The following is a 16,756-nucleotide window of genomic DNA, read 5'->3' as shown; positions in this document are numbered from 1 at the left end:
GCGCTCAGGCTGGCTGGGGCGAACGGGCGCCCGGCCGCAGGATCGGCCCTTCGCGCACCTGCATGTTGACCGCCGCGGCGAACACGCCCAGGGCAATGGCAATCCACCAGACGACGTCGTAGCTGCCGGTGCGGTCGTACAGGAAGCCGCCCAGCCACACGCCCAGGAAGGAGCCGATCTGGTGGCTCAGGAAGACGAAGCCGCTGAGCATCGACATGTGGGCCACGCCGAAGATGTCGGCGATGATGCTGTTGGTCGGCGGCACGGTGGACAGCCACAGCGCGCCGATGACGGCGGCGAACAGGTAGACCGACAGCGGCGACAGCGGCGCCAGCAGGAACACCAGGATGGCCACCGCGCGGCCCAGGTAGATGACCGCCAGGATCTTGCGCTTTGCCAGCCGCTGGCCGAGCGAGCCCGCCACGTAGGTGCCGACCACGTTGAACAGGCCGATCAGCGCCAGCGCGTAGCTGGCCACCTCCGGCGCCAGGCCGTGGTCGCGCAGATAGCTGGGCATGTGCACCCCGATGAACACCACCTGGAAGCCGCACACGAAATACCCGGACATCAGCAGCACGAAGCTGCGGTAGCGGAACGCTTCGGACAGCGCCTGACCGATGGTCTGCTCGCGCCGCGCGGCCGCGCCTGCGCTGCGCTGCTCGCGCAGGCCGAAGGCCAGGGCGGCGATCACCAGCGCCAGCAGGGCCAGCACCAGCAGCGCGTTCTTCCAGCCGAGTTGCAGAATCAGCTGGCCTTCCACCGGCACCATGAAGAATTGCCCGAAAGACCCGGCGGCGGCCGTCACGCCCATTGCCCAGGAGCGCCGCTCGGCGCTGATCTGGCGCCCGATCACGCCGTAGATGACCGCGTAGGTCGTGCCGGCCTGGGCCATGCCCACCAGCACGCCGGCGGTCAGGCCGAACATGAGCGGCGTGGGCGACAGCGCCATGCCCGCCAGGCCGACGGCGTACAGCGCCGAGCCCAGCAGCAGCACCCGGAAGGCGCCCAGCCTGTCGGCCGCCATGCCGGCGAACACGCCCGCGATGCCCCAGGCCAGGTTCTGTACCGCGATGGCCAGGGAGAAGGTCTGGCGCGTCCAGCCCTGGTCCTGGGTGATCGGCTGCAGCCACAGGCCGAAGCCGTGGCGGATGCCCATCGACAGGGTCACGACCAGGGCGCCGCACAGCAGCACTTGCCGCATGCTCAGGGTAGGGGGGGATTGCATGGTGGGGCGCAATGTACCCAAAAGCGGCTGCGCGCGCAGGGCGCAGGGCAAGCGCGATTGTTGAAATCCGCTGGCCCGATTGATGCGCGTGGCGCATGGGTGCCGCCGGCGCGCGCAGGCCGGTCCGCAGCGGCGCCTAGAATCCCGCGCCATGGCAAGCAAGGAACCAGGCAGTTACGGCGAAGGCTCGATCCGCGTCCTCAAGGGGCTCGAGCCGGTCAAGCAGCGGCCGGGCATGTACACCCGAACCGACAACCCGCTGCACATCATTCAGGAAGTGCTGGACAACGCTGCCGACGAGGCGTTGGCCGGCTTCGGCAAGAAGATCAAGGTCACCGTCCACGGCGACGGCTCGGTCAGCGTGGAAGACGATGGCCGCGGCATACCCTTCGGGCTGCATCCGGAGGAAAACGCGCCCGTGATCGAGCTGGTCTACACGCGGCTGCATGCCGGCGGCAAGTTCGACAAGGGCGCCGGCGGCGCCTACAGCTTCTCCGGCGGCCTGCACGGCGTCGGGGTGAGCGTGACCAACGCGCTGTCGAGGCGGCTCGAGGTGCAGTCGCACCGCGAAGGCAAGGTGGCGCGGCTGGCGTTCTCCGCCGGCGACGTGATCGAGCCGCTGCAGGTGCGCGCGGCCGAGGCGGGCGAGCGCCGCCAGGGCACCACGGTGCGCGCCTGGCCGGACGGCAAGTACTTCGAGTCGCAGGCGCTGCCGCTGGGCGAACTCACGCACCTGCTGCGCAGCAAGGCGGTGCTGATGCCCGGCGTGACGGTCACGCTGGTCAACGAGAAGACCAAGGACCAGCAGCAATGGCTCTACAAGGGCGGGCTGCGCGACTATCTGATGCAGACGCTCAACGGCGATCCCGTGATCCCGTTGTTCGAAGGCGCCGGATACGCCGACAAGAACGCCGACAACTTCGCTGAAGGCGAGGGCGCCGAGTGGTGCGTGGCGTTCACCGAAGACGGCCAGCCGGTGCGCGAGAGCTATGTCAACCTCATCCCCACCAGCGCCGGCGGCACCCACGAGAGCGGCCTGCGCGACGGCCTGTTCAATGCCGTCAAGAGCTTCATCGAGATGCACTCGCTGCTGCCCAAGGGCGTGAAGCTGCTGCCCGAGGACGTGTTCGCGCGCGCCTCGTACGTGCTCTCTGCGAAGGTGCTCGACCCGCAGTTCCAGGGGCAGATCAAGGAGCGCCTGAATTCGCGCGACGCGGTGAGGCTCGTGTCCAGCTTCGTGCGCCCGGCGCTGGAACTGTGGCTCAACCAGCATGTCGACTATGGTCGCAAGCTGGCCGAACTGGCCATCAAGGCAGCGCAGACGCGCCAGCGCGCCGGCCAGAAGGTCGAGAAGCGCAAGGGCTCGGGCGTGGCGGTGCTGCCGGGCAAGCTCACCGATTGCGAAAGCAAGGACACGGCGCACAACGAGGTGTTCCTGGTCGAGGGCGACTCGGCCGGCGGCAGCGCCAAGATGGGCCGCGACAAGGAAAGCCAGGCCATCCTGCCGTTGCGCGGCAAGGTGCTCAACACCTGGGAGGTCGAGCGCGACCGGCTGTTCGCCAACAACGAGATCCACGACATCTCGGTTGCCATCGGCGTCGACCCGCACGGGCAGAACGACACGCCCGACCTGAGCGGCCTGCGCTACGGCAAGATCTGCATCCTGTCGGACGCCGACGTCGACGGCTCGCACATCCAGGTGCTGCTGCTGACCCTGTTCTTCCGCCATTTCCCCAAGCTGATCGAGACCGGGCACGTGTACGTCGCCAGGCCGCCGCTGTTCCGGGTCGATGCGCCGGCGCGCGGCAAGAAGCCGGCAGCCAAGATGTATGCGCTGGACGAGGGCGAGCTCACCGCGATCCTGGACAAGCTGCGAAAGGACGGGGTGTCCGAGAACAAGTGGGCCATCTCCCGCTTCAAGGGCCTGGGCGAGATGAGCGCCGAGCAGTTGTGGGAGACCACGCTCAATCCCGATACCCGGCGCCTGCTGCAGGTGCGCCTGGGGCGCCTCGATTTCGACCAGACCAGCGGCGAGATCACCAAGCTGATGGGCAAGGGCGAGGCCGCCGCGCGGCGCGAACTGATGGAGCTGCGCGCGGACGATGTGGAGATCGACGTATGACCACCCCCAGGCTGCCCTGCTTCGCAGATCCGCCCACCCCCTTCGAGGGGAGGCCTCCGGCGGCCCGGGAAAGCCGGGTCCGCGGATGCTCGCGAATGAGCTTCGCTTCATTTGCTGCTGCTTGTGCGCTGATGCTGGGCGTGCCTTTGGCTGCAGCTGCCGCATCGCCGGCGTGCGAGGCCAAGCGCGCCGAGATCGAGGCGTCGCTGGCCGACGCCCAGGCCCGCGGCCAGGCGCGCGAGGTGCGTGGCCTGAAGAAGGCGCTCGACGCCAACCGGGCCAACTGCACGGATGCCTCGCTCGCCAAGGAACGCGAGGACGACATCCGCAAGGCCAGGAAGGAAGTCGCCGAGCGCGAAGCCGACCTTCGCTCGGCGCAGCGCACGGGTGACGCCGACAAGATCGCCAAGCGCCAGTCCAAGCTCGACGAGGCGCGGGCGGAACTCGAGCGCGTGAGCAAACCCCCAATGCAGTGAGCGGCCGGCGCCGGTGCGCGATGCGTGCCGCCGCCAAGGCCCAGAACCCTTTCGAACGATTCCCGATGGACGACAACATTCAACCGGACCTGGACTTGCAGGAGCCCGATGATCCGACCGCGTTGACGCTGGCCGACTACGCGCAGACCGCCTATCTCGAATACGCCCTGTCCGTGGTCAAGGGGCGCGCGCTGCCCGACGTGAGCGACGGCCAGAAGCCGGTGCAGCGGCGCATCCTGTACTCGATGTCCCGCATGGGCCTGGGCTTCGGCGGGGCCAACGGCACGGCCGGCGCCAAGCCGGTAAAGAGCGCCCGCGTGGTGGGCGACGTGCTCGGCCGCTTCCATCCGCACGGGGACCAGGCCGCCTACGACGCGCTGGTGCGCATGGCGCAGGATTTCGCGCAGCGCTACCCGCTGATCGACGGCCAGGGCAACTTCGGCAGCCGCGACGGCGACGGCGCGGCGGCCATGCGCTACACCGAGGCGCGGCTGGCGCGCATCACCAGCCTGCTGCTCGACGAGATCGACGAAGGCACGGTGGACTTCGTGCCCAACTACGACGGCAGCACCGAAGAGCCCGCCGTGCTGCCGGCGCGCCTGCCATTCGTGCTGCTCAACGGCGCCAGCGGGATTGCCGTCGGCCTGGCCACCGAGATCCCCAGCCACAACCTGCGCGAAGTGGCCGAAGCCTGCGTCGCCATGGTCAAGGCCGGCGGCAAGATGAGCGACGAGGAACTGTTCGCGCTGATTCCCGGGCCGGACTATCCCGGCGGCGCGCAGATCATCAGCAGCGCGGCCGACATCGCCGAGGCCTACCGCACCGGACGTGGTTCGCTCAAGGTGCGGGCGCGCTGGAAGATCGAGGACCTGGCGCGCGGTCAGTGGCAACTGGTGGTCAACGAGCTGCCGCCCGGCGTGAGCACGCAGAAGGTGCTCGAGGAAATCGAGGAGATCACCAACCCGAAGGTGCGCGCCGGCAAGAAGGCGCTGACCGCCGAGCAGACGCAGCTCAAGGCGGCGATGCTGTCGGTGCTCGACGTGGTGCGCGACGAGTCCAGCAAGGACGCGCCGGTGCGCCTGGTGTTCGAGCCCAAGACCAGCCGGATCGACCAGGACGATTTCATCACCACGCTGCTGGCGCACACCTCGCTGGAGAACTCGGCGCCGATCAACCTGACGATGGTCGGCATCGACGGCAAGCCGGTGCAGAAGTCGCTGCGGCAGATGCTCACCGAGTGGATCGAGTTCCGCGCCCGGACCGTGCAGCGCCGCTCGCAGCACCGGCTGGACAAGGTGCTCGCCCGCATCCATATCCTCGAGGGCCGGCAGCTGGTGCTGCTGAACATCGACGAGGTGATCGCGATCATCCGCAACTCGGACGAGCCGAAGGCGGCATTGATCGAGCGCTTCCGCCTGAGCGATCGCCAGGCCGAGGACATCCTGGAGATCCGGCTGCGCCAGCTGGCGCGGCTCGAGGCGATCAAGATCGAGCAGGAGCTCAAGAGCCTGCGCGAAGAGCAGAAGAAGCTCGAGGAAGTGCTCGGCAGCCCGGCCGCGCTGCGCCGCGTCATGGTCAAGGAGATCGAGACGGACGCCAAGACCTTCGGCGACGAGCGCCGTACGCTCATCCAGGCCGAGAAGCGCGCGGTGGCCGAGGTGAAGGTGATCGACGAGCCGGTCACCGTGATCGTCTCGCAGAAGGGCTGGGTGCGCACGCAGAAGGGCTGGGCCAGCGAGCGCGCCGGCAACGGCGGCGCGGCGGAATACAGCTTCAAGTCGGGCGATGGCCTCTACGGCGCCTTCGAGTGCCGCTCGGTCGATACCCTGCTGGTGTTCGGCAGCGCCAAGGAAGGCGGCGTGCGCGTCTATACAGTGGCGGTGGCTTCGCTGCCCGGCGGTCGCGGCGACGGCCAGCCGGTCACCTCGCTGATCGACCTGGAAAGCGGCACGCACGTCACGCATTTCTTTGCCGGGCCGCCCGGCGCCAGCCTGCTTTTGTCGAGCAGCGGCGGATACGGGTTCATCGCCTCCGTCGAGAACATGGTGTCGCGCCAACGCGGCGGCAAGTCCTTCATCGACGTCGGCGAGGGCGGGCAGCTCAACCGGCCGTCGCTGGTGGGCGGCGCAGGCGGCGCCGAACCGTTGCCGCCGGCCACGCACGTGGCTTGCGCGTCGGCCGGCGGACGCATCCTGAGCTTCGAGATCGCCGAGCTCAAGGCGCTGCCCAAGGGCGGCCGCGGCCTCACGCTGATCGACCTCGACGCCAAGGACACGCTGGCCGGCGCCGCGGCCTACACGCGCAGCGTGCGCATCGAGGGCGTCGGCCGCGGCGGCAAGGAACGCGAGGAGACGCTCGAGATCCGCTCGCTCAACAACGCCCGGGCCGCGCGCGGCCGCAAGGGCAAGGCGGCCGACCTGGGCTTCAAGCCCGCCGGCATTCAACGGGTGCTGTAGGCCATGGACGGCCAGGCCCTGGGCATGCTCCTCCTGCTGGTCAGTGGCGCGATCAGCTTCTATGTCGGCCGCAAGCTGTCGGCCCGGCGACGCGCGAAAAAAGAGGCGCAGCGGCGCGCCGAGCGCGAAGCCAACGACAGCCGCCAGGTGCGCAGGGCGCGGCAGCGCCGCGCCAAGCAGTGAGCCTTTCCTAGTTTCCACCGGATCCAACGACCATGTCCCAGCCCCCCATCGAAATCGAAACCGGCCCGAACCCGACCGCATCCATCGTGCTGATGCACGGCCTGGGCGCAGATGGCAACGACTTCGTGCCGATTGCCCAGGAACTCGACCTGCGCAGCGTCGGGCCCGTGCGCTTCGTGTTCCCCAACGCGCCGGTGATTCCCGTGACCATCAACAATGGTTACCGCATGCCTGCCTGGTATGACATCCTGGGCACCGATCTGGCCAAGCGCGAGGACGAAGCCGGCCTGCGCAATTCCCAGGCCGCCATCGAGGCGCTCATCGCCAACGAGAAGGCGCGCGGCATTCCGGCCCGGCGGATCGTGGTGGCGGGTTTCTCCCAGGGCTGCGCAATGGCGCTGATGACAGGGCTGCGCCATGCCGAGCGGCTGGCGGGCATCGTCGGCCTGTCCGGCTACCTGCCCTTGGCCGGCATGCTGGCGGCCGAGCGGCATGCGGCCAACCACGACACGCCCGTGTTCATGGCCCACGGCACCGGCGACCCGGTCGTGCCGCTGGCCCGTGCCAGCGCTTCGCGCGATGCGCTCGTGGCGCTGGGTTACGCGGTGCAATGGCACGAGTACCCGATGGCCCACTCCGTCTGCATGGAAGAGGTGGCCGACCTGAACGCGTTCCTGCTGCGCGTGCTCGCCGCCTGACGCGTTCCGGGGGCGCCCGCGGCCCCCGCCGGCACCCGCGGGCGATGCGGGCCCTGCCATAAGGCGCTTGCCCCGCGCACGAGCAAGACTTGGCCGGCCGTGCTACCTTCCGGCCCCACACACCGTCCGGAGCTCGGCTCGCCGCACCGGAGACAACACGACCAGCCTATGGACAAGAGCACACTGGAGGAGCGGCTTGGCGCGCTCTCGCCCGACCGGCTGCACGGCATCCGGCGCGGCATCGAGAAGGAAAGCCTGCGCGCCCAGGCCGACGGCAAGCTGGCACTGACGCCGCACCCCGCCGAACTCGGCTCGGCGCTGACGCATCCGCACATCACCACCGACTTCAGCGAATCGCAGGTCGAACTCATCACCAGCGTGCATGGCGACGTCGAGGCATGCCTGGACGAACTCACGCGCGTGCACCAGTTCGTCTACCGCGCATTGGCTCCCAACGACGAGCGCCTGTGGGTCTCGAGCATGCCGTGCGGACTGCCGGCGGACGAGACCATTCCCATCGGCCGCTATGGCAGTTCCAACGTGGGCCGTGCCAAGAGCGTCTACCGCATGGGCCTGGCGCATCGCTACGGCCGGCGCATGCAGACCATCTCCGGCATCCATTACAACTGGTCGCTGCCCGGGCTGGACAATGCGCAGTACTTCGGCCTGATCCGCAACTTCCGCCGCCATGCCTTCCTGCTGCTGGTGCTGTTCGGCGCCTCGCCGGCGCTGTGCTCGACCTTCGTGGCCGGACGCCAGCACGAGTTGCAGCCGCTGGGCGAGGGCAGCATGTACATGCCGCACGGCACCTCGCTGCGCATGGGACGGCTGGGCTACCAGAGCGACGCGCAGGCCTCGCTGGCGGTGAGCTACAACAGCCTGGAGGGCTACGGCGCCTCGCTCGAAGACGCACTCACCCGCCCCTGGCCGGCCTACGAGGCGTTCGGCATCAGCAGCCCGGGCGGCGAATACAACCAGCTCGCCACCAGCCTGCTGCAGATCGAGAACGAGTTCTACGGCACCATCCGGCCCAAGCGGGTGATCCGTCCCGGCGAGCGACCGCTGCACGCGTTGCGCGAGCGCGGCGTCGAGTACATCGAGGTGCGCCTGATGGACCTCGATCCTTTCGAGCCGGTCGGCATCCGGGCGCAGACCATTCGTTTCCTCGATGTCTTCCTGCTGCATTGCCTGCTCAGCGACAGCCCGCAGGACACGCCGGCCGAGATCGCCGAACTGGCGCGCAACCAGCAGCTCACCGCCGAGCGCGGGCGCCAGCCCGGCGTGAAGCTGCAGCGCGGCGGGCGCGAAGTGGCGCTCACAGAATGGGGCGCGCAACTGCTGGAGCAGTGCCTGCCCATTGCCGCGGCGCTCGATGCGGCCCATGGCGGCTGCGCCCATGCCGACGCGGTACGCGACGCACAGGCGTCGCTGCAGGCGCCCGATCGCCTGCCTTCGGCGCGGGTACTGGCGGCCATGGCGCAGGAACACCAGAATTCGTTCGTGTCGTTCGTGCGCGCACGTTCCGAGGCCACGCGCGAGTTGCTGCTCGGCCTGCCGTGGCCTGCGGACGCGCAGGCGGCTTTCGAGGCCATGACGCAGGCGTCCATCGACGAGCAGACGCAGATCGAGGCCAACGACACCATGCCGTTCGAGATCTACCGCCAGCAGTACGTCTCGGCCGATCGGCTCGGACTGCGCCGGCCGCGAGCGGTCACGGCGCTTTAAAGTCCGGGACTGGCAGTCCGCCGTCGTCCCTGGCGGACGCCGGCGCCGGCCGCGGCCACGCTGCCGAGCACGCCGCTTTCGCATTCATCGACAAGGAATTTTTTTCATGAGCAGTTCCGACGCCATCCTCGATTTCAAGGGCCGCGTGGCCATCGTCACCGGCGCCGGCGGCGGCCTGGGCCGCCAGCATGCGCTGGCGTTGGCCGCCCGTGGGGCGAAGGTGGTGGTCAACGACCTGGGTGGCACGGTCAACGGCACCGGCGGTTCGCCCGTGGCGGCGCAGGCGGTGGTCGACGAGATCAAGGCCGCCGGCGGCGAGGCGATCGCCAATGGCGCGTCGGTGACGGATTTCGCCGCAGTGCAGGCGATGGTGGCGCAGGCGGTCGAGGCATTCGGCCGGGTAGACATCCTGGTGAACAACGCGGGCATCCTGCGCGACAAGAGCTTCGCCAAGATGGATCTGGAGGACTTCCGCACCGTGCTCGACGTCCACCTGATGGGCGCCGTGCACTGCACAAAGGCGGTCTGGGCCCTGATGAACGAGCAGAAGTACGGCCGCATCGTCATGACCACGTCGTCCTCGGGCCTGTACGGCAATTTCGGCCAGAGCAACTATGGCGCCGCCAAGCTGGCGCTGGTCGGGCTGATGCAGACGCTGAGCCTGGAAGGCGCCAGGAACGACATCCGCGTCAACTGCCTGGCGCCGACCGCGGCCACCCGGATGACGGAAGACCTGTTCCCCAAGGAAATGCTCGAGGCCTTCCGGCCAGAGGCGGTGGTGCCGGCCATGCTCGTGCTGGCCGGCCAGGACGCACCGAACCGCACCATCCTGTGCGCCGGCGCCGGCACCTTCGAGGCGGCGCACATCACCCTCACCGAAGGCGCATTCATCGGCATCGGCGCGCATGCGCCGGAGGCACTGGCGCAGCGGCTGGCCGAGGTGACCGACCGTGCCGGCGAGCAGGTGCCGCAAAGCGGCGCCGCGCAAGGCGGCAACGAGGCCGCCAAGGGCATGGCCGCTCGCGGCTGAGCGCGCGCATCACATCGACCGGACCACAGCCGCCCCACGCGAATGTCCCACCTGCCCGACACCTTGTGCTATCTCGATGGCGCCTACCTGCCGCTGAACCAGGCCAAGGTGTCCGTGCTCGACCGCGGGTTCCTGTTCGGTGACGGCGTCTACGACGTGGTGCCGGTCTATGGCCGAAGGCTGTTCCGCTTCGACCAGCACATCGAGCGCCTGGACCGCAGCCTGGGCAAGGTGCGCATGGCCAATCCGCACAGCCGGGACGAATGGCTCGAGCGTTGCCGCGTGCTGATCGACGCGCATCCGGCCGAAGACCAGACGGTCTACCTGCAGGTCACGCGCGGCGTCGCGCTGCGCAATCACGCGATGCCGCCGGACATCGCGCCGACGGTGTTCATGATGGCTTCGCCGATGCACCGGCCGGCAACGCATGCCGTGCGCGAGGGCGTGGCCTGCGTGACCGCCGACGACTTCCGCTGGGAACGCGGCGACATCAAGAGCATCTCTCTGCTGGGGAACGTGCTGGCGCGCCAGGTGTCGGCCGACGTCGGTGCCACCGAGACCATCCTGTTCCGCGACGGGCTGCTGACCGAGGCGTCGGCCTCGAACGTCTGGATCGTCCAGAGCGGCGCGGTGTTCGGCGTGCCCAAGGGAGGGCACGTGCTCGAAGGCATCCGCTACGAGCTGATCCGCGAGTTGTGCGCGCAGGAGGGCATTCCCTTCGCGCTGCAGCCGATCAGCGCGGCGCAGGTGCATGGCGCCGACGAGCTGATGCTCAGTTCGGCCAGCAAGGAAGTACTTGCCGTGACGCTGCTCGACGGCCAGCCGATCGGCGAGGGCCGGCCCGGTCCGATATTCCAGCGCCTGTACAGCGCCTACCAGGGCGCCAAGGCCGCCCAGTCCATCTGACGAGCCCCAGCATGCCGATCCAATGGTTCCCCGGTCACATGCACGTGACCAAGAAGGCGATCGCCGAACGGCTCAAGCTGATCGACGTGGTGATCGAACTGCTCGACGCGCGGCTGCCCGGCTCCAGCGCCAACCCGATGCTGCAGGCGCTCAGCGGCAACAAGCGGCGTCTGAAGGTGCTCAACAAGCAGGACCTGGCCGATCCGGCCGTGACCGAGCGCTGGCTGGCGCATTACAACGCGCAGTCCGACACGCGCGCCATCGCGCTCGACGCGAGCGAACGCGCGCCGGCGCAGCAGATCGTGCGCGCCTGCCTCGCGCTGGCTCCGCACCGCGTCGGCATGGCCAAGCCGATGCGCGTGATGATCTGCGGCGTGCCCAACGTCGGCAAGTCGACGCTGATCAATACGCTCAAGGGCAAGCGCCAGGCCAAGGCCGCCGACGAGGCCGGCGTCACCCGCGAGGAGCAGCGCATCGTCCTGGCGGACGACTTCTACCTGTGGGATACGCCGGGCATGCTGTGGCCGCGCATCATCGTCGACCAGAGCGGCTACAACCTGGCCGCCAGTGGCGCGGTCGGGCGCAATGCCTACGACGAGGAAGAGGTCGTGCTCGAGTTGCTGGCCTATCTGCGCGGGCACTACGCCGCCGAACTCGAGGCGCGATTCAGCCTGCCCATGCCCATCGCCGACCTGAGCGACGAAGAGGTGCTGGAGGCCATCGGCCGGCGCCGCGGCGCGCTGCTGCCCGGCGGTCGCCTGAACACGCAGAAGGCCGCCGAGATCGTCCTGACCGAACTGCGCGCCGGCAGCATCGGCCGCATCAGCCTGGAGACGCCCGAGGAATACGCGCAATGGCTGGCCGAGGCGCTTGCGCGGGAAGCCGAGCGCAAGGCGCTTCTGGACGCGCAGCAGGCCGAACGCAAGGCGCGCCGCAGCGGCATGCGCGCGACGGACGCCGGCGACCCCGACTGACGGGGTGCGCGTTCAGCCGCGCTTGCCCGGCGAACGCGCCTTGCCTGCCGGTCGCCCTTTTGCCGCCGGCGCCGGGCGTCGCGCGCGCGCAACGGCCGCCAGGCCGCCCTGCACGTAGCGCACCAGATCGTCCTGCAGACCCTGCGGGTCCTGCAGCACGCCTGGCAATAGGTCGCGCAAGGCCTGGCGCGGCGCGATCATCAGCACGATGGCCGGCAGGACCGACAGAACCATGGCTCGCTGCACGGCCGGGTCTTCGGCGTCCATTCCCAGCACCTGGGCCATCATTGGACGCACGAGGGCGACCTTGGGCCGGGCTGCCTTGTCGATCAAAGCGGGGAGCACGGCCGACGGCGACATCGTCTCGCGCGCCAGGACGCGAAACCCCCACGGCGGCGAGGGCGAGGCCGCCATGCTCGCCAGGTGCACGAGCAGCCGGCGCAGGCGCTCCATCGGTGCCTGGCCGCTCGAAGCAATGTCGCGCAACTCGTCCAGGGCCAGCAGCTGGCCGTGGGCCTCGATGAGCACGGCTTCGTACAGGGCCTCGCGGCTGCCGAAGTGGTAGTTGACCGATGCCATCGGCGTGCCGGCGCGGCGCGCGATCTCCTTGGTGGTCCCGCCGGCGAAACCCAATTCGCCGAACACCCGCCCGGCCGTCTCCAGAAGGTGCCGGCGGGTGGCTTCGCCGCGGCGCGGCGCGGCCAGGGGCGGCTCGGTCAGCGGGCGGCTCGGCGAAGCTCGCTTTGGCGAAGTGGCGGCGGGGCGGCGCATCTGGTGGGCAGGTCGGCGGGGCTAGGTTCGTCTTGAATTTGAATTCAAATTCACTATCATGCAGTCTAGCGTCCGGGCGACGTGCCTACAAGACGCCCTACAACCGGTCCTCTTCGCCATGAACAAGAAGCCCGCCATCGGCGTCGTCGTCCTCCTGCTCGTCGCCGCCGGCCTGGCGTATTGGTGGTTCCACCGCGCCCCGGCCGAGCGCCAGGAGATCGTCCTGTACGGCAACGTCGACCTGCGGCAGGTGTCGCTCGCATTCAACGGCAGCGAGCGCATTGCGCAACTGGCGGTGCAGGAGGGCGATCGCGTCCAGGCCGGCCAGGTGCTGGGCCAGCTGGACACGCGTACCCTGCAGTTGCGCGCCGATCAGGCGCGTGCGCAAATCGAAGTCCAGCAGCAGGCCCTGGACCGGCTCAACAACGGCAGCCGTCCGGAAGAAGTGGCACAGGCCCGCGCCAAGGTGGAGGCCGCGCGTGCCGATGCCGAACTGGCGCGCCAGCAACTCGAGCGGCTGCAGGACATCCGGCGCAGCACCACCGCGCGCGCGGTCAGCCAGCAGGACCTCGAAGCCGCGCAGGCACGGCGCAAGGTGGCCCAGGCGCAGCTGGCGCAAGCCCAGCAGGCGCAGCGCCTGGTCGTGACCGGCGCGCGCAAGGAAGACGTCGGCCAGGCCGGTGCGCAGCTGGAGGCCACGCGCGCCGCGCTGGCGCTGCTGCAGCATCAGATCGACGAATCGACGCTCAAGGCGCCGGTCGCCGCCGTGGTGCGCTCGCGCCTGATGGAGCCTGGCGACATGGCCTCGCCGCAGCGGCCGGTCTATACGCTCGCCATCGTCGACCCGAAATGGGTGCGCGCCTACGTGGCCGAGCCCGACCTGGGCCGCATACGGCCGGGCATGGCCGCACGCATCCGCATCGACAGCGACCCCGGCCACCCGCTGGACGGTCGCATCGGCTATATCTCGTCCGAAGCCGAGTTCACACCCAAGTCGGTGCAGACCGAGGAGCTGCGCACCAGCCTCGTCTACGAAGTGCGCGTGCTGGCGCAGGACCCGGACAACCGCCTGCGGCTGGGCATGCCGGCCACGGTGCACCTGCCGCTGGACGCTGCGGCGGAGCCGCGCCGGTGAGCTCGCCGCCTGCCGGCCCGGTGCTGGTGGCGCACGAGTTGCGCAAGCGCTTCGTCGCCCGCGGGCAGCCGCCGGCAGTTGCGCTCGACGGCGTCTCGATGGAAGTGCCCGCCGGCAGTCTGACGGCGCTGGTCGGGCCCGATGGCGCGGGCAAGACTACGCTGCTGCGCCTGGCCGCCGGGCTGCTGCGTGCCGATGCGGGGCATCTGCACGTGCTGGGTATCGACGTCGCGCAGGACCCGCAGGCGGTGCAGGACCGCATCAGCTACATGCCGCAGCGCTTCGGCCTGTACGAAGACCTCAGCGTGCAGGAAAACCTCGACCTCTACGCCGACCTGCACGGTGTGCCGCGCGACGTGCGCCGCACGCGCTTTGCACGCCTGTTGGAGATGACCGACCTTGCGCGCTTCACCACGCGGCCGGCCGGCAAGCTCTCGGGCGGCATGAAGCAGAAGCTCGGGCTGGCCTGCACGCTGGTGCGCTCGCCCGACCTGCTGCTGCTGGACGAGCCCACCGTCGGCGTCGACCCGCTGTCGCGCCGGGAGCTGTGGGAAATCGTGCAGCAACTGCTGGCCGACGAGCGGATGAGCGTGATCGTCAGCACCTCGTACCTGGACGAGGCCGAGCGCTGCGCGCAGGTCTTCGTCATGCACGAGGCGCACATCATCGCCGCGGGCACGCCCGAAGCACTGCGCGACAAGGCCGAAGGCATGACCTTCGTGGCGCGCGTGCCAGAGGGCACGCCGGCGCGTGTGCTGCAGGCGCGGCTGCTGGACGCGCAGCGGCTGATCGTCGACGCGGTGCCGCAAGGGGGCGACGTGCATTTCATCCGCAGGCCCGAGGCCGACGCGGGCGCGATCGGCGACCTGCTGCAGGGCACGCACGCGCAGGCCGTGCCGGCCCGGCTCGAGGACGGGTTCATGGTGCTGCTGCGGGCGCACCGGGCGGAGGCGGCCGACCAGCGCGGCGGCATGCATGCGCAGACCGGCACCCCAGCTGCGCCGCCAGCCTTGCCGGCGCCACCGGCTGCCCGCGCCGCGGGCCTTGGTGGGCCAGGCGGCGCCGCGGACGAAGGCAACGACGTCGTGATCGAAGTGCGCGACCTGGTGCGCAAGTTCGGTGACTTCACGGCAGTGGCGAGCACCAGCTTCACGGTGCGCCGCGGCGAGATATTCGGCCTGCTCGGCCCCAACGGCGCGGGCAAGACCACCACCTTTCGCATGCTGTGCGGCCTGTTGCCGGCCAGCAGCGGCTTTCTCGAGGTCGCAGGCGTCAACCTGCGCCACGCGCGGGCCCAGGCACGCAGCCGCATCGGCTATGTCTCGCAGAAGTTCGCGCTCTACGGCAACCTCACGGTGCTGGAGAACCTCGAGTTCTTCGGCGGCGCCTACGGCCTTCGCGGCGAGCGCCTGCGCACGCGGGTGGGTGCCGTGCTCGAGGACTTCGACCTGGCCGGCCAGCAGCACGCCCCCAGCGGGCAGCTGCCCGGCGGCTACAAGCAGCGGCTGGCGATGGCGGCCGGCCTGCTGCACGAGCCCGAGATCCTGTTCCTGGACGAGCCCACGAGCGGGGCCGACGCCCTGGCACGGCGAGAGTTCTGGCGCCGCATCACGGCACTGGCGCAAGCCGGCGTCACGGTGGTGATCACCACGCATTTCATGGAAGAGGCCGAGTACTGCGACCGCATCCTGATCCAGGACGCGGGCCGGCTGCTGGCCATCGGCACGCCGCAGGAAGTGCGCCGCGCCGCGCACGTGCAGGCCGGCGGGCACGCGAGCATGGAGGAGGCCTTCATCGGCATCGTCACCCGTGCGCGCAGTGCTGGCAAGGCGCCGGCGCCGGCCGGCGAGGAGGCGCACGCATGAAGGCCGAACGGCCCGCGACGGCGGCATCCGCGCCGCGGCCCGGCGCCGGGCTGCGCGGTGCGATGTCGCGCGTCGCGGCACTCACGCGCAAGGAGACGCGCCAGGTGTTGCGCGATCCCAGCAGCCTGGCCATCGGCGTGCTGCTGCCGATGCTGCTGATCCTCCTGTTCGGCTATGGCCTGTCGCTGGACGTGCGCAATGCGCCGCTGGCGGTGGTCATGGAAGACAGCTCGCCCGGCGCGTTCCAGGCCGTAGCGGGCCTTTCGCTGACGCCCTACATCTCGGCGGTGCCGATGGCCTCCATGCAGGAGGCGGAGGCGCTGATGGAGGCGCACCGCGTGGACGGCATCGTGCGCGTGCCGGCCGACTTCTCCAGCCGCCTGGCCAGGGGCGATGCGCGCATCCAGATCGTCGTCAACGGGGCCGACGCGAACAAGGCCACGACCATCCTCGGCTATGCGGGCGCCGCCATCGGCGCCGGGGCCGTGCGCGACGCCGACCGCGCCGGACGCCACCGCGACGCGCCGTCGCCCGACGGGATCGGCAGCGTGACGCTCGAGCCGCGGATGTGGTTCAACGCCGCCAACAGCAGCACCTGGTACCTGGTGCCGGGCCTGGTGGTGCTGGTCATGACGCTCGTCGGCGCGTTCCTCACCGCACTGGTGATGGCGCGCGAGTGGGAGCGGGGCACGCTCGAGGCGCTGTTCGTCACGCCGGTGCGGCCGATCGAGATCCTGCTGGCCAAGATCATTCCCTACTTCGTCATCGGCATGATCGGGCTGGCGCTGTGCCTGCTGGCCGCGCGCTACCTGTTCGAGGTGCCCATGGTCGGCTCGCTGGCGGTGCTGGTGTTCGCCTCCATGCTCTACCTGATCGTGGCGGTGGGGATCGGGCTGTTGATCTCGTCCGTCACGCGCAGCCAGTTCCTGGCCAGCCAGGTCGCGCTGATGGCGAGCTTCCTGCCGTCGCTGATGCTGTCGGGCTTCCTGTTCGACCTGCGCAACGTGCCCACGGTGGTGTACTACATCGGCCACCTGCTGCCGGCGACCTACTTCATGGAGCTGATCCGTTCGCTCTTCCTGGCCGGGAACATCTGGCCGATGGTGATTCGCGACTGCCTCATCCTCGCCGCCTATGCCGTGGGACTGATGGCCGTGGCGCTGGCGGTCACGCGCAAGCGGCTGGACTGA

14 protein-coding genes are annotated in these 16,756 nt (G+C 69.7%); 12 read left to right on the top strand and 2 right to left on the bottom strand.

From position 1 onward, the window contains the following. Positions 1 to 4: 4 nt before the first annotated feature. Entirely contained in the window at positions 5 to 1,225 is a 1,221-nt protein-coding gene (locus VES41_RS11670) for an MFS transporter (protein ID WP_324816756.1), read from the bottom strand. A gap of 151 nt (positions 1,226 to 1,376) precedes the next feature. Here VES41_RS11670 and VES41_RS11665 point away from each other — a divergent pair, with 151 nt between their 5' ends. From VES41_RS11665 to ylqF, 9 genes are all read left to right on the top strand, one after another. Beyond that, the gene (locus tag VES41_RS11665; protein WP_324816755.1) at positions 1,377 to 3,347 is read left to right on the top strand and encodes a DNA topoisomerase IV subunit B; all 1,971 of its coding nucleotides are present in this window, start codon (positions 1,377 to 1,379) and stop codon (positions 3,345 to 3,347) included. A 95-nt stretch (positions 3,348 to 3,442) separates the two neighbouring features. Further along, positions 3,443 to 3,823: a DUF1090 domain-containing protein gene (locus tag VES41_RS11660; protein ID WP_324816753.1), complete on the top strand. Its 381-nt coding sequence runs from the start codon at positions 3,443 to 3,445 to the stop codon at positions 3,821 to 3,823. Between the two features lie 65 nt (positions 3,824 to 3,888). Continuing rightward, complete coding sequence (gene parC / locus VES41_RS11655; RefSeq protein WP_324816751.1) at positions 3,889 to 6,279, top strand: DNA topoisomerase IV subunit A; 2,391 nt, start codon at positions 3,889 to 3,891, stop codon at positions 6,277 to 6,279. A 3-nt stretch (positions 6,280 to 6,282) separates the two neighbouring features. Then, a complete protein-coding gene (locus tag VES41_RS11650; protein ID WP_324816749.1) occupies positions 6,283 to 6,462 on the top strand; it encodes a hypothetical protein in 180 nt (59 codons plus the stop codon). 32 nt (positions 6,463 to 6,494) lie between these two features. Next, positions 6,495 to 7,160 (top strand): alpha/beta hydrolase, encoded by a 666-nt coding sequence (locus tag VES41_RS11645; RefSeq protein ID WP_324816747.1) that lies wholly within the window; start codon positions 6,495 to 6,497, stop codon positions 7,158 to 7,160. 168 nt (positions 7,161 to 7,328) lie between these two features. Then, positions 7,329 to 8,885 (top strand): glutamate--cysteine ligase, encoded by a 1,557-nt coding sequence (gene gshA / locus VES41_RS11640; RefSeq protein ID WP_324816746.1) that lies wholly within the window; start codon positions 7,329 to 7,331, stop codon positions 8,883 to 8,885. A gap of 106 nt (positions 8,886 to 8,991) precedes the next feature. After that, on the top strand, positions 8,992 to 9,915 hold the full coding sequence (locus VES41_RS11635) for an SDR family NAD(P)-dependent oxidoreductase (RefSeq protein WP_324816744.1): 924 nt from the start codon (positions 8,992 to 8,994) through the stop codon (positions 9,913 to 9,915). 42 nt (positions 9,916 to 9,957) lie between these two features. Continuing rightward, the gene (locus tag VES41_RS11630) at positions 9,958 to 10,821 is read left to right on the top strand and encodes a D-amino acid aminotransferase (protein WP_324816743.1); all 864 of its coding nucleotides are present in this window, start codon (positions 9,958 to 9,960) and stop codon (positions 10,819 to 10,821) included. Between the two features lie 11 nt (positions 10,822 to 10,832). Further along, complete coding sequence (gene ylqF / locus VES41_RS11625) at positions 10,833 to 11,795, top strand: ribosome biogenesis GTPase YlqF (protein ID WP_324816742.1); 963 nt, start codon at positions 10,833 to 10,835, stop codon at positions 11,793 to 11,795. 12 nt (positions 11,796 to 11,807) lie between these two features. On the opposite strand, the gene VES41_RS11620 is transcribed toward ylqF, so the two are convergent. Further along, complete coding sequence (locus VES41_RS11620) at positions 11,808 to 12,566, bottom strand: TetR/AcrR family transcriptional regulator (protein ID WP_324816741.1); 759 nt, start codon at positions 12,564 to 12,566, stop codon at positions 11,808 to 11,810. 118 nt (positions 12,567 to 12,684) lie between these two features. Here VES41_RS11620 and VES41_RS11615 point away from each other — a divergent pair, with 118 nt between their 5' ends. The 3 genes from VES41_RS11615 to VES41_RS11605 are packed head-to-tail and all read left to right on the top strand — an operon-like array spanning position 12,685 to position 16,756. Continuing rightward, a complete protein-coding gene (locus VES41_RS11615; protein WP_324816740.1) occupies positions 12,685 to 13,701 on the top strand; it encodes an HlyD family efflux transporter periplasmic adaptor subunit in 1,017 nt (338 codons plus the stop codon). Further along, a complete protein-coding gene (locus VES41_RS11610) occupies positions 13,698 to 15,566 on the top strand; it encodes an ATP-binding cassette domain-containing protein (RefSeq protein ID WP_324816738.1) in 1,869 nt (622 codons plus the stop codon). Before VES41_RS11615 ends, VES41_RS11610 begins: the two co-directional genes overlap by 4 nt. Next, positions 15,563 to 16,756, top strand: coding sequence for an ABC transporter permease (locus VES41_RS11605; RefSeq protein ID WP_324816736.1), 1,194 nt, complete (start codon positions 15,563 to 15,565; stop codon positions 16,754 to 16,756). The genes VES41_RS11610 and VES41_RS11605 overlap by 4 nt, the downstream gene beginning before the upstream one ends.

The organism is Variovorax sp. (genome assembly GCF_035634955.1).
GTDB lineage: Bacteria > Pseudomonadota > Gammaproteobacteria > Burkholderiales > Burkholderiaceae_C > Variovorax.
The sequence above is the reverse complement of the archived record's forward strand: the minus strand, read 5'-3'. Positions and strand labels throughout refer to the sequence as shown.